Origin of the sequence: Bacillus sp. 41-22 (genome assembly GCF_025809295.1) — a bacterium.
GTDB classification, from domain to species: domain Bacteria; phylum Bacillota; class Bacilli; order Bacillales; family Bacillaceae_G; genus Bacillus_A; species Bacillus_A mycoides.
This window is the reverse complement of the sequence record NZ_CP084035.1, coordinates 1,880,957-1,904,650: the sequence shown is the minus strand read 5'-3', so window position 1 is coordinate 1,904,650 and position 23,694 is coordinate 1,880,957. Positions and strand designations below refer to the sequence as shown.

At 34.0% G+C, this 23,694-nt stretch carries 22 protein-coding genes, 2 pseudogenes and 2 other annotated features; of the genes and pseudogenes, 2 read left to right on the top strand and 22 right to left on the bottom strand.

Annotation, left to right across the window (positions count from 1 at the left end; translation table 11 throughout):
• Nucleotides 1–142: 142 nt before the first annotated feature.
• The 14 genes and pseudogenes from LCF45_RS09760 to LCF45_RS09700 form a co-directional block, all read right to left on the bottom strand.
• Nucleotides 143–679, bottom strand: coding sequence for a GNAT family N-acetyltransferase (locus LCF45_RS09760; protein WP_002012376.1), 537 nt, complete (start codon nucleotides 677–679; stop codon nucleotides 143–145).
• Between the two features lie 77 nt (nucleotides 680–756).
• Nucleotides 757–1,437, bottom strand: coding sequence for an MgtC/SapB family protein (locus LCF45_RS09755; protein WP_002012374.1), 681 nt, complete (start codon nucleotides 1,435–1,437; stop codon nucleotides 757–759).
• 157 nt (nucleotides 1,438–1,594) lie between these two features.
• Nucleotides 1,595–2,752, bottom strand: coding sequence for an RNA-guided endonuclease InsQ/TnpB family protein (locus LCF45_RS09750; protein ID WP_002126938.1), 1,158 nt, complete (start codon nucleotides 2,750–2,752; stop codon nucleotides 1,595–1,597).
• A gap of 32 nt (nucleotides 2,753–2,784) precedes the next feature.
• Nucleotides 2,785–2,937: pseudogene (locus LCF45_RS09745) on the bottom strand (MerR family transcriptional regulator); the annotation flags it as partial.
• Nucleotides 2,938–3,144: 207 nt separating this feature from the next.
• Complete coding sequence (locus tag LCF45_RS09740) at nucleotides 3,145–3,801, bottom strand: YkyA family protein (RefSeq protein ID WP_002086134.1); 657 nt, start codon at nucleotides 3,799–3,801, stop codon at nucleotides 3,145–3,147.
• A 14-nt stretch (nucleotides 3,802–3,815) separates the two neighbouring features.
• A complete protein-coding gene (locus LCF45_RS09735) occupies nucleotides 3,816–4,637 on the bottom strand; it encodes a peptidoglycan-N-acetylglucosamine deacetylase (RefSeq protein WP_002126936.1) in 822 nt (273 codons plus the stop codon).
• 134 nt (nucleotides 4,638–4,771) lie between these two features.
• Nucleotides 4,772–5,038: pseudogene (locus LCF45_RS27135) on the bottom strand (sensor histidine kinase); the annotation flags it as partial.
• Nucleotides 5,039–5,100: 62 nt separating this feature from the next.
• Nucleotides 5,101–6,108: an LCP family protein gene (locus tag LCF45_RS09730; protein ID WP_170935224.1), complete on the bottom strand. Its 1,008-nt coding sequence runs from the start codon at nucleotides 6,106–6,108 to the stop codon at nucleotides 5,101–5,103.
• Between the two features lie 353 nt (nucleotides 6,109–6,461).
• A complete protein-coding gene (locus LCF45_RS09725) occupies nucleotides 6,462–8,765 on the bottom strand; it encodes a glycoside hydrolase (RefSeq protein ID WP_263894772.1) in 2,304 nt (767 codons plus the stop codon).
• Between the two features lie 221 nt (nucleotides 8,766–8,986).
• Entirely contained in the window at nucleotides 8,987–9,199 is a 213-nt protein-coding gene (locus tag LCF45_RS09720; protein WP_003188727.1) for a DUF6366 family protein, read from the bottom strand.
• 92 nt (nucleotides 9,200–9,291) lie between these two features.
• A complete protein-coding gene (gene thrB / locus LCF45_RS09715; protein ID WP_078203183.1) occupies nucleotides 9,292–10,185 on the bottom strand; it encodes a homoserine kinase in 894 nt (297 codons plus the stop codon).
• Entirely contained in the window at nucleotides 10,182–11,240 is a 1,059-nt protein-coding gene (thrC, locus tag LCF45_RS09710; RefSeq protein WP_002126930.1) for a threonine synthase, read from the bottom strand. The genes thrB and thrC overlap by 4 nt, the downstream gene beginning before the upstream one ends.
• On the bottom strand, nucleotides 11,233–12,528 hold the full coding sequence (locus tag LCF45_RS09705) for a homoserine dehydrogenase (protein ID WP_002126929.1): 1,296 nt from the start codon (nucleotides 12,526–12,528) through the stop codon (nucleotides 11,233–11,235). Before LCF45_RS09705 ends, thrC begins: the two co-directional genes overlap by 8 nt.
• 155 nt (nucleotides 12,529–12,683) lie before the next feature.
• Nucleotides 12,684–12,915, bottom strand: a binding site (T-box leader).
• Nucleotides 12,916–13,031: 116 nt separating this feature from the next.
• Nucleotides 13,032–13,263, bottom strand: a binding site (T-box leader).
• Nucleotides 13,264–13,499: 236 nt separating this feature from the next.
• Nucleotides 13,500–14,138 carry a pyridoxamine 5'-phosphate oxidase family protein gene (locus LCF45_RS09700; RefSeq protein ID WP_002012360.1) on the bottom strand — a complete coding sequence of 213 codons (639 nt, stop codon included), beginning with the start codon at nucleotides 14,136–14,138 and terminating at the stop codon, nucleotides 13,500–13,502.
• A gap of 81 nt (nucleotides 14,139–14,219) precedes the next feature.
• Here LCF45_RS09700 and LCF45_RS09695 point away from each other — a divergent pair, with 81 nt between their 5' ends.
• Complete coding sequence (locus LCF45_RS09695; RefSeq protein WP_002126927.1) at nucleotides 14,220–14,828, top strand: NUDIX hydrolase; 609 nt, start codon at nucleotides 14,220–14,222, stop codon at nucleotides 14,826–14,828.
• Between the two features lie 44 nt (nucleotides 14,829–14,872).
• Here LCF45_RS09695 and LCF45_RS09690 read toward each other — a convergent pair whose 3' ends face one another.
• The 8 genes from LCF45_RS09690 to LCF45_RS09655 all read right to left on the bottom strand — a co-directional run bounded on the left by LCF45_RS09690 (nucleotide 14,873) and on the right by LCF45_RS09655 (nucleotide 22,588).
• Nucleotides 14,873–15,211, bottom strand: a complete 339-nt coding sequence (locus LCF45_RS09690) for an SdpI family protein (protein ID WP_002012358.1) — start codon at nucleotides 15,209–15,211, stop codon at nucleotides 14,873–14,875.
• Nucleotides 15,212–15,281: 70 nt separating this feature from the next.
• Nucleotides 15,282–16,112, bottom strand: coding sequence for a peptidoglycan-N-acetylglucosamine deacetylase (locus tag LCF45_RS09685; protein WP_002031366.1), 831 nt, complete (start codon nucleotides 16,110–16,112; stop codon nucleotides 15,282–15,284).
• 160 nt (nucleotides 16,113–16,272) lie between these two features.
• Nucleotides 16,273–17,151: an aminoglycoside 6-adenylyltransferase gene (locus tag LCF45_RS09680; RefSeq protein WP_263894771.1), complete on the bottom strand. Its 879-nt coding sequence runs from the start codon at nucleotides 17,149–17,151 to the stop codon at nucleotides 16,273–16,275.
• 133 nt (nucleotides 17,152–17,284) lie between these two features.
• Nucleotides 17,285–17,956: an O-methyltransferase gene (locus LCF45_RS09675; protein WP_002168605.1), complete on the bottom strand. Its 672-nt coding sequence runs from the start codon at nucleotides 17,954–17,956 to the stop codon at nucleotides 17,285–17,287.
• A 149-nt stretch (nucleotides 17,957–18,105) separates the two neighbouring features.
• A complete protein-coding gene (locus tag LCF45_RS09670) occupies nucleotides 18,106–18,825 on the bottom strand; it encodes a 3-ketoacyl-ACP reductase (RefSeq protein WP_000818985.1) in 720 nt (239 codons plus the stop codon).
• A gap of 168 nt (nucleotides 18,826–18,993) precedes the next feature.
• Nucleotides 18,994–20,067 (bottom strand): envelope stress sensor histidine kinase HitS, encoded by a 1,074-nt coding sequence (gene hitS, locus LCF45_RS09665; RefSeq protein WP_263894767.1) that lies wholly within the window; start codon nucleotides 20,065–20,067, stop codon nucleotides 18,994–18,996.
• The gene (hitR, locus tag LCF45_RS09660; protein ID WP_002126920.1) at nucleotides 20,064–20,741 is read right to left on the bottom strand and encodes an envelope stress response regulator transcription factor HitR; all 678 of its coding nucleotides are present in this window, start codon (nucleotides 20,739–20,741) and stop codon (nucleotides 20,064–20,066) included. The genes hitS and hitR overlap by 4 nt, the downstream gene beginning before the upstream one ends.
• A gap of 86 nt (nucleotides 20,742–20,827) precedes the next feature.
• Complete coding sequence (locus LCF45_RS09655; RefSeq protein ID WP_002031356.1) at nucleotides 20,828–22,588, bottom strand: ABC transporter ATP-binding protein; 1,761 nt, start codon at nucleotides 22,586–22,588, stop codon at nucleotides 20,828–20,830.
• A 275-nt stretch (nucleotides 22,589–22,863) separates the two neighbouring features.
• Between LCF45_RS09655 and LCF45_RS09650 the strand changes: the two genes are divergently transcribed.
• Entirely contained in the window at nucleotides 22,864–23,628 is a 765-nt protein-coding gene (locus tag LCF45_RS09650) for an alpha/beta fold hydrolase (RefSeq protein WP_002086164.1), read from the top strand.
• Nucleotides 23,629–23,694 lie beyond the last annotated feature (66 nt).

Here is a 23,694-nt window from a genome sequence, read left to right as displayed (position 1 = left end):
ATATTTCAGAATTTTTTTATCTAACTAAACTTTTTACCTTTTCAAAACATTTAATCCGTCAACAAAAAAATACACCAATATAATTATTTGATGTATTTTTTCATTCTTGTAGATTAAGTTTACATAATAATATTATCGCATTCTAAATTAATAGTGATTTGTATAAACAATCCATATCTCGCCAAGCATATGCTATTTCTTCTACATTTAGTCTTTCTAAAAGTTTCGTGTCAATTTTTTCCGGATTATATTTTTCATAAAACTTTTTAGAAGGATTATTAGAAACTACCCAAACTAAAAGAGATTCCATATTATCTTTTTTACAATCAAATAGTAAAGCTTGAAATAATCTTTGTCCTATCTTCATTCCTTGATACTCTTGTAAAATGTATATTGCATATAATTCCCCATCACAATTATATGTACCTGTTCTTTCAACTCCCCCATCGATAAATCCAATTATTTTACCATTTAACGTTTCTGCTACAAACCTAAATTGATGCCCATCTTCTTTTTGAAATATACTTTCCCATAGCTTTTCTCGTTGGTCATACGTTATATTGTCTAAAATTTCATTAGAGAATATCCCCTTATACGTTGTTTTCCAACTATCCACATGCACTTTTGCAATTGCCGAAATATCATCTTTTATTGCCCTTCTAATATGTATCTCCACCATACTCATCCCCCTTAGAAAATAATTATAGCAAAATGTTTTGTATGCATTAAAAAAAGAGTGAATTTTCATCACTCTTTTTATCTACTTTCAACTTCTACTGAAACAACATGATCGATTTCTTTTAAAGAACTATATAATTCAGTTGTATATAAATCTTCTGGAGCTAAAATGACCATTTCCAATTGCTGAGATGCCCCATTATCAATATCTTTAATTTTCACTCGTTTTACTTGCATATTTAAATTTTTAATTTGCTTAAAAATCCCGTCTAACTCTCGATGTTTGTTTACGGTAATTTTTATGGATAAGTCCTTTTGTCTTAATGAATAAGGGCCTGCAATTTTCACAATTTGCGGAAGTACGTTAATCGCTAATATAATTAAAATCATAGCAACCGTCGCTTGTATATAAAACCCTGCACCAATCGCAATACCTAGTGCTGAAGCGGCCCATACCATAGAAGCTGTCGTTAATCCTGAAATAACGTCATTATTTCTTCGTAAAATTACCCCTGCTCCAAGAAAACCAATCCCACTAACAATTTGAGCGGCGAGACGCATTGGATCCATGTTTGTATGACCCGGTACAGAATAAACATTCACTGATTCAATTGAAACCATTGTAATTAAACAACTCGCTACGGAAATAACCATACTTGTTTTCACACCAAGCGGTTTATTCTTTAGCTGCCTATCTATTCCGATGAATAATCCTAAAAAGAGTGCTAAACCTAATTTGAATAAAAATTCATATGACATAATTCCTTCTGCTACTAAGAATATAGACAAATGTACATTCTTAGAGTATTCCTGCTTCTGCGTGTCCTGTCTCGCCACTAACTCGCTACTACAGTTTGCTGTAACACTCCACAGGCATAAATTCCGATGTAGCCCACCGTACATATATACAATCTATTTACGTTAGTATTGTATATTTTTTTGCTTGTAAAAGGTTGATTGACGCGTTCAAATCTCTACCTATTACATTTCCACAGTCACATTCATATACTCGTTCGGATAGTTTTAAGTCTACTTTCTTTTGACCACAACATGAGCATAACTTCGACGAGGGATAGAACCTGTCTACTTGACGTAGTTCAATTCCATATTCCTCACATTTCGCCAATAACCATGTTTGAAATGTATAAAAGCATTGCTTCGCAACTGCTTTAGATAGATGTTTGTTCTTCATCATACCTTTCACATTCAAATCTTCTACTGTAATAAATGTTGGCTTGGTTTTCACCACATCATTTACAATAGACTTTACATACGCTAATCGAATATTTGTTAACCTGGCATGTAGTTTTTGCACTCTAAGAATATTTTTATCTATATTCGCTCTTTTGTTAGTAACAGATTTTTCACCTCTCTTTTTTATATTTTCAAATTTACGCGATAAAAAACGTTGCTCACGTCTTAACCGTTTTTCTATCTTTTTTACTCTTATTGTTTTGTTGATGTTTTCATGAACGATACCGTCGCTACGTATAGCGAAATCCTTCACCCCTAAATCAATACCTAAACCTGTTTGGTTGAAAGTTGGCTTCGTTTCTGTTTCTTCCAATTCGCAAAGCACGGATACAAAATATCGTCCTGCTCTTTTACCTATCGTTCCACTTTTTACAATCGCATTTTTGGGAATATACCCATATTCTTTTAACCTTACCCAACCAATTGTGGGGATTTTTACTCTATGCCTTTCTACTGTCCAATCTGTTTTGTTGTTTTTAGGAAAATAGCACTTCACATCTTGCTTCTTCTTTTTCTTATATCGTGGAAATTTAGATAAACCCTTAAAAAATCGCTTAAAAGCTTTATCCCCGTTCATAATCGCTTGTTTTACAGCTTTACTTGATACTTCTTTTATCCACTGGTCACATTCTTTTGTATAGACATTGTTCAACCATTTTGAAAAGTCATACCCACTTAAAAACTTTCCTTCGGCTTCATACAACTCTTTATTTTTAGAGATATACAGGTTGTAAACATATCTGCACACACCAATAGTCTGATTTATTCGAGGTATTTGTTCTTTTGTCGGATGGATTTCTATTAGATATGCTCTTTTCATAAATCTTTATCCTCCGGTATTTTCTTCTTGAATCCCCATATAGTCTTTATACTGTTTATCTGTATAAAATCTTCTTCCTTTAGGGTTTCGGTAAGCAGTCAATACACCCTCGTTATCCTTCTCTGTAAAGTTCTTACAGACACATTGATTATTTCAGCGAATTCTTTTGATTTATATTGTTTCATAGGTAGAATGTAACATATTTATCTGCATTTGCGTATGTTTTATACAACTGTATTGATCTCCTTACTTCCTAATATTTCCCTTCGAATATTTCACTATAACTCTTTTATGATATCAATTCCAGTCTTTTCTATTCATTTAAAGTAAAAAACCGAAAAAACATTTTTGACAATGTTTCCCCGGCTTTTTATTATAATTAAGATCTTTCTTTATTTTTGTTCTTTAATTTTAATTTGTGCATCTTTATAAAATGCTAACTTATTATCATTATACTCTTTTGTATGTTTATTAAATTGTTCTTTCGCCTTTTGCGCTTCCACATTTAACTCATTAACAGTTTTAACTTTTTCACCAATTTCTTTTAACTTCGTTTCTTTTACTTTTAATTTTTCATACAGTTCTTTTTCAGTCGCTAACGCCTTCGTGTAATTCTCATTCATCTTTTGGAAGGCATCATAACGATTTTTATACGATTCTTCTACTGTTTTTGCTTGTTTTTGTAATTTCTTATCTTCGAGTTTTTCAATATTATTTTGAACGGATGTCGTTTCTTTCTGCGCTTTTTCTAACTGTTCCTTCTCGTTTTTCAATACTTTTTCACGCTCGTCTACATTTGCAGTAGCTTGCTCTATTTTCTTTGAAACTGCTTCATTATGCTCTTTACCTTCTTGTAAAATTTGAGAATAAAGTTCTTGTCCTTGCTTTTCTAACTTCTCTAATTTTTTTGTGTCATCTGCTAAAGATTTTTCCTGTGTAGATGCTGCTTCAAAAGCCGTAAATAAATTTTCTTCTGGCTTTTCACCGAAACAACCTGATAATAATCCTACTGATAATGCTCCAACTACTGCTACTTTTCCATATTTCAACTTCAATTCCTCCATTACATACGGTTATCATGCCAGAGGTTCACGGGGAAGTGATTCTCTTCATGATATGCTTCAAACTCATAACCCTTTTCTTTTAGACCCTTTAATATTGCTGGCACAGCTGCGACTGATTGCGGATGAATATCATGCATTAAAATGACTTCTTGAGGATTTGTTGCACCAGCTAATACATTTTGAGCGATTTGTGCTGCCGCTGCATCGACTGGTACTTTATTGTATTTCCAGTCTAAAGAATCAATTGTCCAGTCCCATACTTTAAGACCACCCTCTACTACTTTGTTTCGAAGGCCTTCATTTAAACCAGGCTTCGACCCGTATGGTGGACGTGTTAATTGAGGTGATTTTCCAATAATATTTGCGATTAAGCTTTGATCTTCTTTCATTTCATTAACATATTCGCCATTTTTATATAACTTCGCAAAATTGTGTGTCATACTATGCATTCCAACATAATGACCCTCTGCATTTTGACGTTTTACTAAATCAGGAAACGCTTTTACATTCGCTCCGATTAAAAAGAATGTCGCCTTCGCATCATGCTGTTTTAACATATTTAATAATTCAGCCGTATATTTTCCTGGCCCATCATCAAATGTAAGATAAGCAACTTTTCTTTCCATTCCGTTAAAACGACTTGGCGCCGTTTTATTCATTTCAACTTTCGATTGTTCACTTGCAAGCTGCACTATATTTTCTTGCTTAGCAACAGCTTTTGCTGGTGAAGTAATAGATTGAAACATGAAATACCCAATAGCTACTATTGCAATCGCTACTGAAACAACTGCAACTCGTTTAATTTTAAAAGCCTTTTCCATTCTATCGAATTCCTCTCCCTATTAATCTTATATATAAATCACCCAATATAATTATACATCTATTTATTTTATTACACTATATAAACAATCTAAAATATGAATTATAATGGGAGTTTTATCAAAATTGTTGTTCCTGCCTCAACAAACTCTTTATTCTTTTCATACCAATTCTTGATTGCACTATGTACAACTTTCAAGAAGATTTGTTTTAACCTGTTTGATCTTCATCTTCTATCAATTCAATTCGCTTTCAACTTGCAATGAGATGAATTTATTTTCTCTATTTTAGGAGTTAATTACCAAATTCTTTCCTCTAGTATATCGTACAATTGCACCTTTTGTTTATATAAATTAAAATGATTTGACTGTAAACGTGAAAAAACTAGTAGCCCTTCTACTAAAAATAAATGAAGCAATCCATTTCCATAAAAAAAGATTGGCTGAGGCCAACCTTTTTTTATACTTATTCATTTCGAGTTGGTTTTGGTGTAACACCTAAATGCTCATTTAACTTAGTCGAAATATCTTTCACATTTTTTTCGTTTGGAATGTAATAATAAATACCACCAATACGCTTATCCGTTCCTTCTATTTGCATCTTTTCCATTTGCAAATCTGATCCTGCCATATTTTTCGTAATAGCAAGCATATCATCAAACGTTAAGTTTGTTTTCATATTTTTATCAACTGCATCAAGTAAAGAGCCCATTTTACTAATTGATTGAACAGACATTGCTTTTTTCGCAATTGCTTCAATTACAAGTTGTTGCCTTTGACCACGCATTGCGTCACTGTCAATTTTACGCGTTCTAGCAAGTGCAAGGGCTTGTTCACCATTTAAATGTTGGTAACCTTTTTCTAAATGGATCATACCTGCTTGGTCTTTACTATCTTGTTCTGTGAAAGTAACAGGTACATCAATATCAATACCACCAATTGAATCTACAATTTGTACAAATGACTCAAAGTTAAACTTCACATAATAATCAACTGGTACATTTAAAAATCTTTCCACTGTATCTCTTGTACTTTCAACACCACCAAATACGTGTGCGTGTGTAATTTTATCTAATTTCTTTCTAGATGGAATATAAACACGTGAATCACGAGGAATGCTTACTAATTTAACGGATTTATCATCTTTATTAATTGTCGCTAATAAAAGTGCATCTGTTCGAACCGCTTCACCATATTGGCTTTTTCTCATTTCGCTTCCATCGACACCCATGATTAAAATCGAAATATTATCCTTTAAAGGTTCCACTTCTTTGTCCCTTTTTGATGACTTATCAATTTGTGCATATGCATCACTTACAACAGCTTTTGCTTTGTTATATATAAACGATCCATATCCTACTCCTCCAAAAACAAGTAGGAAAAATGGAATTAAAATGAACCATTTTATTGATTTTCTTTTAGAACGTTTTTTACTGCTTCTCGTATCTTGTTCTAATTCAGAGCTCATGTTCATTCTCCTCTCTTTCTCTTTTCCTAGTATAATGTATGTCTAGTAATCTTCATATTGAATTTCCTTTCAATCACCTTACATTTTTGTAAGGTTACATCATGAATCCAATATGTATTCCATTTCACATTATACTCTCGTGCTTATTTTTGGCAAGTCACTATTTATCAACTTCAAAAATTTAACACTTCAAAACGTTCAAATTTACAGATTTATCATTCTGTTATTTGCAGGTAGTAAGACTTTCACCTCATAATTTATCAGGAATAAAAGAGTCAAGTTTGGGCCGTGAAATTTTGATTGGTGATGACTAATAATCAGTGAGGGATAAATCCCCCACTGATTAAAATTTCACTTTATTATTTCTCATTTGGTGTGTATATCATTTGCTTCCCATTATTATAAATTAAAGCTGATTTTGCTTTTATTTTCTTTTTTTCTATTTCCACATCATCATTAGAGAAATTCACAATAATTTTAATATCTTTTCCATATGAAGCAGATTGGACTAATTTATCTTCTGACAAATATGCAAAGTTCGTCATTTCTTCTTTTACTGCCTTTTCATGAACTTCATTCCAAACTTTCAGATGCTGCGTAATTTCTTGTTTATGCTTATTCCACTCTACTTCATCTAAATGGTACAACGGAGGCACATTATACAATAACTCATATAACATTCGGTTTCCTACCTCATCTTTTACTTTCAAACTTCCCCATTCCCAGTGGTGCGTTGTAATTACAGAATCATTGTATACTAATTTATATAACGGTACCGAATATACTGGATTTAAATATACTTGTTTATATTCTTCTTTTAACGGTACTTGTTTTGCATATTTTTCTGGAACATTTTGATTCGGTGACCAATATCCGCCCACATAATACGGACTTGTTTTATTTTTCCTCATATCTTCATCGTCCCATTTAATAACAGGCGTTTCAATGCCGTGAGCAAATGCAATCGTGCTACTTGCAAAGTCATTTCCGCCTTCTGAGCCAACTACCATACCCTTTTCTTGCGCAATATAATCCATTCGTTGCAACCTTGCTTGTAAATCTTGTTCTTGTGTCGTTAAATGTTTTGTTGAATAATCATCATAAATTTCGCCCGTCGCGTCACAATCAATAAACCATGAATTATATTTAGGGCCATTTTGTAATATATCGTTCATTCGTTCTTTTACACTAGGAAGTGATAATGTCGGATTTAATTTTCGGCCTCTCCCTAAAAACCCTTGCACTTTCTCACCATTTTTCTTCGTTACAGTGGCTTCTTCATATAACGATGGGTCATTAAAGGAAGCTGTGTTCCAATTTTTATCACCTTTTTCGTGAATAGAATGGTAAGAATCATACGGACCAACTAAATATCCCATTTCCTTAGCTTCTGTAACGAAATTAGGCTGCATAAATCCTTGTTCCCAGTTCGGTAGACCAATCCACGCTTTGTCTATCCCTACTTTTTTCATTTCCTTTATTATATCCGTTCCATCTGCCTTACCCCATTTACTTACTTCTTCAACTGCATCACCGAGTACTGACTTTAATAAATGTTTATTTAAGCTATACAGCTCTGTCTTCGATAAGTGATCTACACCTTTCTTTAATAACACACTAGCTTCCTGATTAACTTTCGGGAAAATATCCTCTTTATACAATTCCTTCATAGATAATACTTCGTTTGTATAGCGTAAAATAACATTTTTTTGGTACTTATCAATGAAATCTTGTTTACTTACTTGCTCAAACACACTCAGTTCTCCAGGCTCCGAACTATTCTTTTGAATAAGCCCTTTTATATGACTAAACACCGGGCTATTTATTTGCTCTCTTAGCTTCGGCCAATTCACGTTACTTTCTGATAAACCATTTTGATTCCAAAAGTAAAAATGAGCTGCCCCGTAAAGTTTTTCGATTTCTTTATTTTTTCTTGCCTTTTCTTGTAATGTTTTAAATTCACCTTTTCGAGCAATATTATCCTTATACAGTTTAGCGATACTTACTGCATCATTATTTGTCACATATAATTGAAATCCATATGTTTTATTTTTATTTATACTCGGGAATTCATGTGTAAAATCAAACCCTATTTTCGGATCTGAATGAAATTTCAATTCATTATTAAACATATTGTTCGCAATATATACGATCGAATATTTAGAACCATTTAATGCAAAAAACTTCATAGAAAATGATTCAGCAAATGAATATGCATCATCCTTTAAAAACTTCTTCCAATTCTCATCATTACTCGGAATTTGCTTACCTTCCCATAACGGAAGTGTATAATTTTCAGCTTGCACTTTTGGCCATGTAAAACTTTCTGCACCAGTCGATTCCACTTCAATATTTAAGTGGTCTTTTTTCTTTTCTAAATTTACTTTTACTTTTTGATCCGGATATTCCCATGATGTATGATCCTTGTTTTTTTTCAAATTCGATACCTTCATTTTTGGTAACGGTTGTGATGCCTGTTCTTTTACACCATCATGTTCTACAGTTAACGTAAAAGTCTCAGGATTTACATCGTAAGTAAAATCTTTATACGTCGCTTTCTTTATTTTAGACTCTTGTAAAGCATCATTACCTTTTACATCACACCCGACTAAAGTCGAAAGTGACAATGTTGTAAGAAGACATATCGCTATCATTTTTTTCATCTTCTGCACCTCCACCAATGAATATACAGGTGGTTTGTTACAGGAATATGGCAAAAAAATAATAGAGCTAGCATTATGCTAGCTCTATTATGAGCAAAAAAAATTTACGTATTACTATAATCTGTTTAAAGAAAATATGTAATACAGTGGAACTTTAATCCTTGTTTTTTTATTCTCACTAATAATTAGATCAAGCAAATCTAAATTCCATCAAGCTTCCCTTAACTGAAAAAGTAACTATATATAATATATCCTAAAACTAGCACTAAAATTAATATCCCTGTACCTTTCCAATTCATACCACCTGTCATATCAACAGGGCTACCTGATTCCACCCTGTTGAGTCCATCATTCAAAGAACCGGTAGGATTATTTTTCAATTCACTTTGTCTCATGCGTTCTCTTTTTTCTTCTGGTGACTCTTTTGAACTCATATAATCACCTCTAAATTTAATGTTCATTCCGAAAAATCCCCTTTAAAATAGATTCTCCATAACGTAAAGAAAGCTAGCTATGCTAGCTTTCTTTATAATCCAATATGTTCTTCCTTATTTACAGTAATCCCTTTATGATCAATTTCAAGCTCACATACTTTCATAGCTGCAAATACTCTCGCTAATTGGTCAGCTATTTCTTTACGCTTCTCGTACGGAGTTAAAATAAAAATGGATGGTCCCGCACCACTAAGCGCTGTGCCATATGCTCCGAATTCTTTTGCACATTTACGAATTGATGGTAATAACGGTACAAGTTCTAAACGATATGGCTCGTGGAAATGATCTCGTTCCATCATTTCACCTACAACTTCCCACTTCTTTTGACATAATGCAGCTACTAATACGTTACTTATCGCACTAGCCTTAACCGCTTCATGAAACGGAAACATCTCTGGTAATACAGATCGACTTTCCTCCGTATTTAGCTCTTCATTTGGAATAAGAGAAATTACGCCTAATTCCTTACTTTCAATCCTTACAACCGAAACATTCTTTCCATCCAGCGCTCCGATTACAGTTCCACCTAAAATAGAAGCAGCAACATTATCTGGATGTCCTTCCAAATTTGTAGCAATTTGAACTTTCTGATCAATTGTTAAGTTCAAGTTTCCAAGCTGATTCGCAAGCTCTATTCCTGCTACAATTGCTGATGCACTACTTCCTAGACCTCTTGTCAGCGGAATATTACTAGTAACTTCTATTATATAGGGTGATAAAGAAGGAAACACTTTACATGCCGTGCTAACAATTAAATTTTTATCGTCTGTTGGAATTGAATCTTCAAAGGAATGGATTACTTGCCATTTATCTGCTTCCGCCTTTACCACCACATCTAAATATAATGACAATGCTATTCCTACTGAATCAAATCCAGGTCCGACATTCGCTGTACTAGCAGGGACACGTACTCTCAATGGTATCACGACATAATCACCCCTTTAATATGATCTTTAATTTGATCTATATCATTTGACACACTTGCAATATCAAATTTATTAGAAGAAATTGCGATATCAGGATCTTTCAAACCGTTTCCAGTTAAAACTGCAACAACCGTTTCTCCCTTTTTGATTTTTCCAGATTGCACATGTTTAATGACGCCCGCTAATGAAGCATTTGATCCTGGCTCTGCAAAAACTCCTTCAGTTTTTGCTAACAATCTATACGCATGTAATATTTCTTCATCTGACACCATATCTATTTCACCATGAGACTGCTCGGCAGCCTCTACTGCATACGACCAACTCGCTGGGTTACCAATACGAATCGCTGTTGCAATCGTTTCAGGTTCTTCAATTACATGCCCTTTTACAATTGCAGCTGCTCCTTCGGCTTCAAAGCCGTGAATTCTTGGTTTTTTATAACCCTTTTCTTTTTCATATTCACAGAATCCTTTCCAGTATGCTGTTATGTTCCCTGCGTTCCCAACCGGAATAGCTAGAACATCTGGTGCATTTTCCAACTGGTCGCAAATTTCAAATGCTGCTGTTTTTTGTCCTTCAATTCGGTAAGGATTTACTGAGTTTACTAATGTAATCGGCTCTTCTGCAGCAATATTTCTTACAGCCTTAAGTGCATCATCGAAATTCCCTTCTATTGAAATGATCTCCGCTCCATAAGCAACTGCTTGCGCTAATTTCCCATGCGCAATCTTTCCTTCTGGTATTACGATAATACATTTCATTCCGAGGCGTGCCGCGTATGCGGCAGCTGATGCTGATGTATTACCTGTAGATGCACAAATGATAGCCTCTGAACCTTCTTCTTTCGCCTTTGCAACTGCCATTACCATACCACGGTCTTTAAAAGAACCCGTTGGATTCGCTCCTTCATATTTTCCGTATAACTGAATCCCTAATTGTTTTGATATATTTAATAATGGAATCAGGGGTGTATTCCCTTCCATTAAGCTGACATCAGGTGTGTTTTCATTCACCGGTAAATAAGAAGCGTACTGTTTTAATAGTCCTTTATACATATTGTTTTTCCTCCTCAATAATGTAGTAACTGTTTATTTCACTTGCGACATCTTCTATCGCTCCTAAAACTTGCTCGAATTGATATTTTGAAGTTTGATGCGTCACAACAACGACTTCTGCAAGCTCACGATTCAAAGGTAATTGAATTACCTCTTTTAAACTCACAGAATAATCGACGAAACATTCTGTTATTTTTTTAAACATTCCAGGCTCATCTCGTAATGAAATGCGCAAAAAGTATTTTGAAACTACTTCTTCATCTCCTTGTAATTCATACGGCTCCGGTTCTTTTAATACACTTTTATTTTTCGGAACTTGATTCATATTTTTAACGATTGAAATAATGTCACTTACTACAGCAGAACCAGTTGGTAACTTCCCAGCTCCAGGTCCGTAAAACATCACTTCTCCTACTGCTTGACCGTGAACATACACCGCATTAAATTCATTATTCACATTCGATAGCGGATGATGACGTGGTAATAAAGTCGGTTCTACACTTAAGTGAATGGATGATCCTTGTTTTTCAGCTTTACCAATTAATTTCATTGTAAATCCTAATTTTTCGGCCATCTCTAAATCTTCTTTTTCAACCTTTCGAATACCTCTAACTTGAACATCATCTAAAGAAACATTCATCGAAAAACCTAAGTTTGCAAGAATTGCTACCTTTCTCGCAGCGTCTAGTCCATCTACATCCGCTGTCGGATCTGATTCTGCAAACCCTAATTTTTGCGCTTCTTGTAAAGCCTCTTCATACGACCATCCATTTTGACTCATCTTTGTTAACATATAATTTGTTGTTCCATTTACGATTCCCATTATTTTTTCAATTTGATCTGAAGCTAGCCCGTCTGATAATCCTCTTAATATTGGAATCCCACCGGCTACACTCGCTTCGTAACATAGGTCACATTCATTTTTATTTGCCAGTTGCAGAAGCTCCGCACCATATACAGCCATTAAATCTTTATTTGCTGTTACGACATGTTTCTTACTTTGCAAAGCCTTCACAATATGCTCTTTCGCTTCTTCAATTCCGCCCATTACCTCTACTACAATATCAATATTTGAATCATTTAGAACTTCATCGACATTACTTGTTACTACGATTCCATCAATGCAAACATCACGTTCCTTTTCCAAATCACGTACAACGACTGTCTTTACCTTTACTTCATATCCTGTATCAAGAGTGATTTTTTTATAATGTTCTTTCAAAATATGGACAACACCACTTCCGACAGTACCTAATCCTAATACCCCAACATTAATAACGTTATTCATCTTCTAATCTCCTCCTAAATAGTTTAATTGTTACACCTGTGAATCACCTTACTCTGCTTTTTAATCATGCAGGTGGTGGTTATTTCCGTACGTACTAATCGTTTCATGTTACCGCACCTCCTTTCAAAGTAATAAAAAAACACACTCATCCCTAGGAAAGGGACGAATGTGTTTTCGTGGTTCCACCCTTGTTCCAACCTAGACTTACTTTCTTCTAGATTGCTCAAGTTCAGATAACGGCTGATACCGTCAATAATTACTAGATTGCTCGTTCACTATTGAAGTTCAAAGGTGGTAAGATCATTTCTCGTGTTAGGAAGCTCACAGCCTTGGCCTCCCTCTCTGTAAACCGTAAAAATGTTCTCATGTCCTTATCGTTACTTTTTCGCTCATGTTTATTTGTTAACTCATTATACTCGCATAAAAAACAAAATCAATACTATTTTTTAATTATTTTAAATTTTCAATCTTAAAAACTATAAAAAAAACACACTCATCCCTAGGAAAGGGACGAATGTGTTTTCGTGGTTCCACCCTTGTTCCAACCTAGACTTACTTTCTTCTAGATTGCTCAAGTTCAGATAACGGCTGATACCGTCAATAATTACTAGATTACTCGTTCACTATTGAAGTTCAAAGGTGGTAAGATCATTTTTCGTGTTAGGAAGCTCACAGCCTTGTCTTCCCTCTCTGTAAACCGTAAAAATCATCTCATGTCCTTATCGTTACTTTTTCGTTCATGTCTATTTGTTAACTTATTATAGTTATCAACTTTTCAAAAAGCAAGCCTATTTTTCTTCACAATTTTTAAGAATATGAATAATTATATTTTAAAATAACAAATCATCTAATACAGATTTATTCTCTTGCACATATATTCATCACATACAAATTAGCAATATTCATAGTTAAAGTCTCACTCTAAAACGTTTAGAGTTTCATACTTCAACACTATATTTAAAAAATAATTTTTAATACAATCTTTCCCTATAACTTTCTTCTAAAGAACGTGCAACTTCCTCTTCTGAAGCATTCACTTTCGCATGCTCCATTAACATTTTCGGTGCTGAAGGTAGCTCTGTTTTATTTAACCATGACTCTGGATCCCACATTTTTGAACGAATAAAAGCTTTTGCACAATGAATATAGCATTCTTCTATTTCAACAACAATTCCAAGTAATGGATTGCGTCCATTCGCCTGCATTTCTTTCAAAATTTCTTCATCGTTCGTAATATATGCTTTACCGTTTATTCGGAGTGTTTCCCCAAGACCCGGAATAAAAAAGATTAACCCTACGTGCGAATTTGAAATTATATTTAAAATAGAGTCTATACGACGATTACCCGGTCTTTCTGGGATGATAATTTTATTTTCATTTAATACATATACAAATCCAGGTGCGTCTCCCCTCGGCGAAGCATCACACTCTCCGAATTTATTTGCAGTAGATAATACTAGAAAAGGCGATTTAGACAGGAAATCTACACAATGGTGATCAAGTGATGAAATAACTTTTTTCAAAGCCCGTTCACTTGGTTGCCCCAATATTTGTCGTAATTCTTCCTCAGTTGAAATTATTGATTTTATTTCCTTATTCTCTATCTTCACTAATAATCACTCCTTTTTCTTTATTTTCCCAAAATTCAATACAAATATTGTATAATAAAATTTGCAGAAAGGGGAATTAAAATGACAGAGTGGTTAACAATATTTGATCCTGAAAGAAATACACTTGGAAAGAAATTACGTGATGACGTGCATCGTGACGGTGATTGGCACGAAACATTTCATTGCTGGTTTGTAGAAAAAGATGCTGAGGATATGTTCTTATATTTCCAATTACGCTCTAAAAATAAAAAAGAAGCTCCGAATATATGGGATATTACATCAGCTGGACACATTATGCATGATGAAGATGTACAAATTGGCGGTCTTCGTGAAATTGAAGAAGAATTAGGACTTTTCTTTCAAACTACTGATCTAACATACAAAGGAATCTATAAAATAGATTATGAAATTTCAAATCTTACTGATCGTGAATTTTGTCATATGTATTTTCACAATGTAATAAAGCCACTTCCATTTGCACCAGGTGAAGAAGTAGACGATGTGATGAAAGTACATGCAACTTCTTTTCTACAACTATTAAGAAGAGAGATTTCATCTTTAACGACTAATTCTGTTTTAAACAGTAATCCGATAACGATAACATTTGAAGATATTTATCCTTATGCTCTTGAATACTATGAATTTGTTATAGTGCAAGGACAAGAATTGCTAAACAAAAATAGTTTATAAAAAAATAGGACTCCCAGCTTACTTTATTCGGGAGTCTTATTTTTTTATTGCTCAAGTATCTTTAATTTTTTCTCTACTCGTATAAATAATCGTATAATTAACAACAGCATAACAATCATAATCGCTATCATTGTATGTGGATATCTAAACAGTATACTAATAACACTTCCAATTAACATCATAATGAATCCATTTTGTTTCATCACTTCTGCACTATACTTGTTACCTGCATCCCATAATTCCTTATTTTTCATAGACCGTTTCGTACGGTAACCATATGCTGCGTTAATATCCGTCGGTGGATTTTTTTGAAGAATAAGTGCCGCAAGTATAAATATAATGCCAATCAATATGCTCATTCCTATGTTTACTAGTGCATCCATCAATTATATCCCCCCTAACTTACACCTTCATTATACTATACAACTCTTAAAATCCTAATTATTAACATTTTTATTTTCTCTCTTTAGATGTCTGGAACATACTTGGAAGTGTTACAAAACGTGCCCCTTTCGTTTTTAACTGCGGAATGATTTTGTCTAGTGCATCGACAGATCCTTGCAAATGTCCACCTGGAGTCGAATGTTGAAGTATGACACTTCCTGGAAATGAATTCCCTAACACATTATTTGTAATTGTATCAGCACTTACCCCTTTCCAATCAACTGTATCAACACTCCACTGTACAATCATAAAATTTTGCTCTGTCGCCCACTTCAATTGATTTTCAAGTATTTCACCGTATGGTGGACGTATAAACTTCGGTGCATAACCAGCTAAATGATTTAATATTTCTTCCGTTTTTATAATTTGATTACGGTATTCAGCCTCATTTACTTTCGCTAAATTCGGATGATTATACGTATGGTTACCAATTACATGCCCTTCATTCGCGATACGCTTTACTACATTCGGAAACTTTTCTGCATTTTCACCAAGTAAGAAAAAAGTAGCTTTTACATTATATTGTTTTAACTTATCTAAAATTTTTGGCGTAAATACTAAATCTGGTCCATCATCAAATGTAAGAGCTACTTCCGCTTTATTGTATGGTCCTGAAAATGCATACGCATATTTTTCAACCCATGAAAAAGGTGTCCATGACCCCCGATTCTCTTCCTTCACTTTGACTTGATCATTTTGCGGAACATTTAATACATACGGCACTGCGTCTATATAGTTTCCATAATAAAATGAATGATATGGCATATAAGCATACGAAACATTTCGTTCTAGTCCCCAATGAAATGGAACGAACATTTCTGGTGCGTAAAAATAATACATGATAAAAACCTCCCTAAAATTTCATATGTGATTCATCTGTACTTTGTTAGAGAAATTCTTATTCATGAACAAAAATAAGACTGTCCGTAATTAGGACAGTCTTACTGCTTTATACAATTAATAAAGTGAAACTTTAATCAGTGGGGGTTTTACTGCCCGTTTATGCGGGATAAATCGATGTACTATCTTTCGGCAAAACTTTCACATGTTTTAAATAGCTTGTCACTTTGTCATCATCATCTTGCGGGTATTGATATCCATATGTGTTAGCAATTTCGTTCGCAACTTCCCTAAATAAATCACCCATTACAAAGAATGACTCCCATATATTTTCATATTCTGCATTTGAAAATGTCTTTCTAAATTGCTCCCACGTATCTTTTTCAACATATTGCTCGAAATGCTTACCAAACTTTCCGGTATTCACTGTAAAATTTGTTTTCATACCAATATGCCATTCTAGCATTACGATTAACATATCACGCATTGAGCCTTCAAGCATTCCTTTCGCATAAGAAAGTTCCTCGCGCCACAATCCTTTTCCTACATTTGTACTGCACCACCAAAATTCATTACAGCAATCCAAAAACTCTTTTTCTGTAGGATTTTTTATAACGTAATCTTTATCACTTGCTGGCGGAAATTCTCCAATACATTTGTCTTTATCCAGTAGTAATTTTCTTAAACTATCCTGTCCAATAAATTTATTTATTAAATCAACTGGAACTAGCATTAAATCAATTCGATTCCCATCCATGAACTGCATTAAATACGGAAATTTCCCGTCTTTATCAGCTGGAAGTAAAGACATTTCTTCCGGCATTTGCACAATCATTATTTCTCCAAATCTATTAATCCAACTATGATTACACGTAAAAGATTGTATATCTTTTACAACATAAATAATATCATAGTCTTGAAAACAATCTTTTTTCACATTTGGATTCACACGTGACCCATTCATGATGACAGCTCGAATTCTTTCATCCTCTTTTGCTGTATTTATAATTAAGTCTAACATTTCTTTTTCAGTTCTCATCTTCTTATAGCCTCCAAGTTTTTAATATATAATATAAAGCTATGTAAATTGGAGGTCCACGAGCTAAATTCGTTGTACAAGATACACGTTATAATTTTTGAAACTTCTTTTTCATCCCTTTTTCCTCCTTAGATTACTCTGTTACGACTGCCATTACAAACCCATCGTACCCTTTACTTCCTACAGTTTGAAGCGCAGTAGCACTTACACGCGGCTCAGCAGCTATTAGCTCATAGAAATGGCGTATCCCTTGTACACGAGGATCGCTACTAGTATTATCAATAACTTCACCTTCACGTACTACGTTATCCCCAATAATTACAGTACCAGGGCGTGATAGTTTCAGTGCCCATTCAAAATAAGCAGGGTTATTTTGTTTATCCGCATCTATGAAAATAAAATCAAATGGTTCATACTTCTCATTTTCTATTTGTTTTAAAGAATCTAACGCTAATCCTAATCGTATTTCAATTTTATCATTCAAATTGGCACGCTCAATATTGCTCCGTGCAATTTCAGCATGCTTTTCACTTGCTTCTAATGTAACAATTCGCCCTCCAGATGGCAATGCTCTTGCAAGCCATATTGTACTATATCCGCCTAGAGTGCCAATCTCTAAAATTTTACGCGCTCCTTGAATTTGTACTAATAGTTGTAAAAACTTCCCTTGAGTTGGCGATACATCATGTGCCGGTAAATTAGCTGCAGCGTTTGCTTGAAGAACTTCTTCTAATGTAGAGTCTTTCGGTATTAATACATCACTCATATATTGATCAACAGCCGTCCATTTCTCAATCGTACTCATGGAAATACCATCCCCTTCAAGTTTTTAATACTTATCTACCATTCAAATTTAATTATACCGAAAATTCCGTTTCATACACAAAAAATAAAGAAGGGACACCCACTCTATTACAGAATAGATGTCCCTTCTTTGTATTTTATATTTATCCCTTACGGATTAGTAGACCAAAGTCCTGCTGATTTAATAAATGTACGTTTATTTAATTTCAGCTGCGCTACGATAAACTCTGCAATATCTTCCGCTTGCATTACTTTATCAGGATTTCCATCAGTTAATCCTAAGTCTACAGCCATGTCAGTTGCTACTGTACTTGGTGTTAAAGCTGTTACACGGATATTATGTTTACGAACTTCCATCGCTAACGATTCTGTTAAACCAAGAACACCAAATTTAGAAGCACTATATGCACTTGTTACAGGTGCACCTTTTTGTCCTGCTGTAGATGAAATATTAATAATATCACCAGATTGTTGTTCAATCATACTTGGTAAAGCTGCACGAGTTGCATAGTATACACCCATTAAGTTTACTTGAATGATTTTTTCCCAATCAGCAACGTCTAATTCTAAAAACTTACCGAATTTAGAAATACCAGCGTTATTAATTAAAATATCGATAGATCCTAAACCATTTTTTAATGTTTCAATTGCAGTCGTTACTTCTTCATATGAAGATACGTCAGCAGTCGCAATAACAGCTTTTACACCTTCTGCTTCCACTTCTTTCGCTACAGCTTTTAAGTTTTCTTCTGAACGAGCTAAAAGACCTACATTTACGCCTTCTTTCGCTAACGCAATCGCTACAGCACGACCAATCCCTCTACCTGCTCCTGTAATTAAAGCATTTTTTCCTTGTAATAATTCTGCCAAGTATAACACTCCTTAATCATCTCAGTTGTTTATTATATTAAAAGTGTATCTATGTTTATGCAAAAAGGCAATGATGCACTTTTATGTGCGTAGGTTACTTATAGGTAACTATAGTAATGGTAAATGCATTTTTAAAGAAAAATAGTGTTAGAAGGCCTCCTTCTAACACTATTTTTCTTCATGATTTGGAATACGCACAATAAATTCTGTACCATTTCCTTCTACACTCTCAACTTTTATTTTTCCTTGATGAAGGTCGAGTACTTTTTTTACAATTGCTAGACCTAATCCACTTCCTCCATAAGCACGGTTTCGTGAAGAATCCGCTTTATAAAAACGTTCAAAAATATGTTGTTTCTGTTCTTCGGATATACCAATTCCCGTATCATGAATACTTACTTCCAGGAATTCCTTATGTTCTTTTAAATGAATTGTAATCGTGCCACCATTTGGTGTGAATTTAATACTGTTATGAATTAAATTTATCCATACTTGGCTCATACTTTCTTTGTCTGCAGTAACACACACTTTATCCATATCAAGATCTAGCTCAAGTCCTTTTTCATCCCAAAGAGGCTCACTATTTAACACAATTTGTTTCAACTGTTGATCTAATCGATAAGTAGCTCTTTCTGGTGAATACTCCTCTGACTCTAAAATTGTTAGCTTCAATAAATTTTGACTCAATTTAGATAATCGCGTTGTTTCAGTTTCAATAATAGTAAGATAATGTTTTCTTTTTTCAACTGGTAGATTATCATCTTGTAGCGCTCGAGCAAATCCCTTAATAGATGTTAATGGCGACTGTATTTCATGAGAAACATTCGATACAAATTCTTGTCTCATTTTCTCCATTGCATTAAGTTCATCCGTCATATCGTTAATACTTTTTACAAGCACACCAATTTCGCCATCATACTTTTCTTCATTCCGTATTTTTACAGAGAAGTCCCCTTTTGCAATTTTTTGTATCGGTTCAATGATCGTCCAAATCATCGCCTCTCGCTTCGGTCTCATTAAAATTCCGATTAATGTCCAAATAAGAACGATAAAAACAAAGCCGACCATATCACTAATTAGAAAATTAATAAAAGGCGATACGTTTATTTCAAAAGCTTTCATTACACTAGACGATACAAAAAAGGCTATTGACCAAATTATAGTAAGAAAAGTAAAGAGCGCTACTATCGCCCCCATTACTTTTAACATCTTCATCTTACTCATTCTTTCTCTTTTTCTCATTTACTTACCTCTAAGCGATACCCTAAGCCCCTTATCGTCCTTATACTAAACTTCGATAACTCTTCTTGAAACTTTTCACGCAACCGATTAATATGAACGTCTAGCGTGCGTTCATTCCCTTCAAAATCATATCCCCATACGTCTTCTATTAATTGCTCTCTTGAACAAGTTCTCCCCGCTTTAGATCCTAATGTAAAGAGCAACTCAAATTCTTTTAGCGGCAGCGTCACCGTTTGTTCTCCAACGTTAACTTCAAATGTTTTACGATTTAACAGTACATTCCCAACTTGAATAGATTGCGATACTGTAATTTGGTAACGTTTCAATAATGCCTTCACTCTCACAACTAATTCTAAAGGATCAAATGGTTTTACAAGATAATCATCTGTTCCGAGGTGAAATCCTTTTACTTTTTGAGATGTTTCACCTTTAGCAGTCAGCATAAGAATTGGGATATCATAGTATTTTCTTAATTCATAACATAAATCAAACCCATCCATATTTGGCATCATAATATCAATAATCGCCATTTCGACTCTCACTTCTTCTATTTTTCGAAGAGCATCTAATCCATCAACGGCCTCATATGTTTGAAAACCTTCTCGTTCCAAAAATACAGAAACAAGTTCTCTAATGTGCGGATCATCATCTACAATTAAAATTTTGGGTATCAAGGAATCATATCCTTTCTGCTTAACATACTTTTTAGCACTCTAAAATCAACAATCAGTGAAGTGCCCCTTCACTGATTGTTTTCATTCTATAATGCTCCTTCTTTAATTTTCAATTGTTGCATTGCAAATTCACGGTACATGTCATGTGTCCGTAATAACTCATCATGTGAGCCACTTCCTGTAAGATTCCCTTTTTCAATAAAGATAATTTTATCTGCATCTACAACAGTAGAAAGTCTATGCGCAATAACTAAAGTTGTTCTACCTTTCATTAAGTTATTTAACGCCTTCTGAACAACCGATTCCGATTTACTATCAAGACTTGACGTCGCTTCATCTAACATAAGGATTTGTGGGTTTCGTAGTAACGCTCGAGCAATCGCAATTCGTTGTCTTTGCCCTCCAGAAAGCTTCACACCACGCTCTCCAACTTCTGTTGCGTATCCACTTGGTAAATCATGAATAAACGCATCAACATACGCCATCGCTGCTACTTTTTCAATTTCTTCATCCGTCACTTCACCCTCAACACCATAGCAAATATTATCGCGAATCGTTCCATCAATTAACGGACTATCTTGTGAAACGTAACCAATTTGACGTCGCCATGATTGTAATGAATATGCTGTAATTGGTTCTTTCCCTAATTTTATGAAACCACTAGTTGGCTCATAAAAACGTTCTAACAGCGAGAATAAAGTTGTTTTTCCACTACCACTTGGTCCTACAATCGCCGTTACTTTTCCAGATTCAATCGTGAAGTCGATATTTTTCAAGATTTTCTCTTCTTCGTTATACTCAAAATGTACATTTTCAATAACGATCGGCTGCTTCGCATTTGTAACATTCATACCTGTTTCATGATCTTCTACTTCATATTCTAAAATCGTATTAATTCTTTCGGTTGCACCAATTGCTTTTTGGAACTGAGTAAAGAACATTGATAACTGACTCATTGGCATAATAATTTGAACCAAATACAAAATAAATGCTACAAGTTCACCTGTTGTTAATGCACCACTAGAAACTCGCATTCCACCATACCCTACGATAATAACAAGCAATGCCATTAAAACAAACGACATAACAGGTGAAATTAATGCTTGCACTTTTCCTTCTTTCAAACCAAATTGCAATAGTTTTTGGATACCTGTATTACCTGTTTCATATTCTTTTTTTTCCGTATTTGAAGATTTTACTAAACGAATTTCTGATAGTACTTGTGTTAATACACTAGTAAAAGAAGCCGTTTCATCTTGAAGTGCTTTTGAAATCTTATACATTTTCCGTCCAAGTGGAACTAAAATTAGTACCGATAATGGAATAACCGTTAAAAGTAAAATTGTCATTTTCCAGTCTAAAACAAATAATACAATTAATGACCCAATAATTGAGATACCTCCTGTTAATAAGTTTGACAAATGCTCAGAAATTAATGTTTTAACAACACCTGTATCATTTGTCATACGACTAATTGTATCTCCCGTTCTGTTTTGATCATAATAAGACACTGGTAAAATAAGTACCTTTTTCCACAATCGTTCTCTAAGTCCAGCTACAATTTTTTGTCCAATATAATTCAGTAAATAAATTGACAATCCTGCAGCAATTGTTTGAATAATAAAGAATGCAATTAATCCAACAATTTGTCCCGTACTAATTGAAGAAAGTGAAAAATTATCAACTAAACCTTTTGTCAGCATTGGAATAAACAAACTCGCTCCAGTAGAAAGTAAGCTCATTATTAATGCAAAAATAAGAATGCCTTTCGGTGGATTTGTATCTTGAATGAGACGTAAAAACTGCCTCCAATTCCCTTTTTTCTTTTCTGTATTCCTAACTTCCATTGTCGTTCATCTCCTCGTTATAAACAAAACTATTCTTTCTAAAACTAGAATACGCTATAAATGTAAACTGAATGTAAACACACTTTTTTCTAATTTTACAAAATATACATATAAACTCATCTTTACAACAAGTATAAATATCTGATATTATTACCTGGTACTTATTATTATTCTATGTAAATTATAGACTACGCATAGAAAATATATAACTAATTTTATCAATTAGCTAATTTAAAACACTATATAAATCTCCAGCATTGAAAGGAGTATCCTTTTTGCAAACAAATAAACATTCCGAAAAGGAAACAATCATTTTTATTCATGGATTAGTTGGAAATCGCCGCGCCTTCAAAAAAGAGCATAAACGATTTTCTGCCTCCTACAACATTATAACTTATGATTTATTAGGTCACGGCGACGATAAAGGAGAAGCTATCGACTTTTCAATACAGCGCCTCGTAGATCAATTATTGAACTTGTATGAAAAAGAGGGAATTAAAAAGGCTCATATTTGTGCTCTAAGCTATGGCTGTTATATCTCTACGACATTTGCACAAATGCATCCAGAAAAAGTATTGAGTATTTGTCATATTGGTGGACATTATAATAACCCTTCCCGTTTATATAATGTTTTTCAGAAATTTTGGGAAAAACGTGGTGATGAATATTCATCTTGGCTTTCTCAGTATGCTAGTACTATTTTTCCAAGTGGAATACTAAGGGCAAATCCGTTCGCTGTTATTTCACGAAATATTTATTACCGTTTCGGATTACAATTACACTCGTCCATTATTGCTGAGTCATTACGACACCGCTTAGAATTCGACTTAAAATCTAAATTAAAAGCACTTCCCCATCCTATATTATGGGTGATGGGAGAACATGATCATCTCTATAAATCTTGTCTCTTTGATTTGAAGTCCATTCTTCCGAACGTTTTATATAAAGAAATTCCATTAGCAGGTCATGCAGCAAACTTATTCCGTCCAAACTATTTTCATGATTTATATGCTAAGTTTTTGCATGGAAAATTGACATAAAGTGAAACTTTAATCAGCGGGGATTTGTCCATCCCCCGCTGATTATTATCCCGCAAATAGCAGGAT

What these genes read in the sequence shown, in the direction of transcription:
- LCF45_RS09760 (WP_002012376.1), bottom strand. Translation starts at nt 679, where the DNA reads ATGGTGGAGATACATATTAGAAGGGCAATAAAAGATGATATTTCGGCA.
- LCF45_RS09755 (WP_002012374.1), bottom strand. Translation starts at nt 1,437, where the DNA reads ATGTCATATGAATTTTTATTCAAATTAGGTTTAGCACTCTTTTTAGGA.
- LCF45_RS09750 (WP_002126938.1), bottom strand. Translation starts at nt 2,752, where the DNA reads ATGAAAAGAGCATATCTAATAGAAATCCATCCGACAAAAGAACAAATA.
- LCF45_RS09735 (WP_002126936.1), bottom strand. Translation starts at nt 4,637, where the DNA reads ATGGAAAAGGCTTTTAAAATTAAACGAGTTGCAGTTGTTTCAGTAGCG.
- LCF45_RS09730 (WP_170935224.1), bottom strand. Translation starts at nt 6,108, where the DNA reads ATGAACATGAGCTCTGAATTAGAACAAGATACGAGAAGCAGTAAAAAA.
- LCF45_RS09725 (WP_263894772.1), bottom strand. Translation starts at nt 8,765, where the DNA reads ATGAAAAAAATGATAGCGATATGTCTTCTTACAACATTGTCACTTTCG.
- LCF45_RS09720 (WP_003188727.1), bottom strand. Translation starts at nt 9,199, where the DNA reads ATGAGTTCAAAAGAGTCACCAGAAGAAAAAAGAGAACGCATGAGACAA.
- thrC (WP_002126930.1), bottom strand. Translation starts at nt 11,240, where the DNA reads ATGTATAAAGGACTATTAAAACAGTACGCTTCTTATTTACCGGTGAAT.
- LCF45_RS09705 (WP_002126929.1), bottom strand. Translation starts at nt 12,528, where the DNA reads ATGAATAACGTTATTAATGTTGGGGTATTAGGATTAGGTACTGTCGGA.
- LCF45_RS09695 (WP_002126927.1), top strand. Translation starts at nt 14,220, where the DNA reads ATGACAGAGTGGTTAACAATATTTGATCCTGAAAGAAATACACTTGGA.
- LCF45_RS09690 (WP_002012358.1), bottom strand. Translation starts at nt 15,211, where the DNA reads ATGGATGCACTAGTAAACATAGGAATGAGCATATTGATTGGCATTATA.
- LCF45_RS09685 (WP_002031366.1), bottom strand. Translation starts at nt 16,112, where the DNA reads ATGTATTATTTTTACGCACCAGAAATGTTCGTTCCATTTCATTGGGGA.
- LCF45_RS09680 (WP_263894771.1), bottom strand. Translation starts at nt 17,151, where the DNA reads ATGAGAACTGAAAAAGAAATGTTAGACTTAATTATAAATACAGCAAAA.
- LCF45_RS09675 (WP_002168605.1), bottom strand. Translation starts at nt 17,956, where the DNA reads ATGAGTACGATTGAGAAATGGACGGCTGTTGATCAATATATGAGTGAT.
- hitS (WP_263894767.1), bottom strand. Translation starts at nt 20,067, where the DNA reads ATGAGAAAAAGAGAAAGAATGAGTAAGATGAAGATGTTAAAAGTAATG.
- LCF45_RS09655 (WP_002031356.1), bottom strand. Translation starts at nt 22,588, where the DNA reads ATGGAAGTTAGGAATACAGAAAAGAAAAAAGGGAATTGGAGGCAGTTT.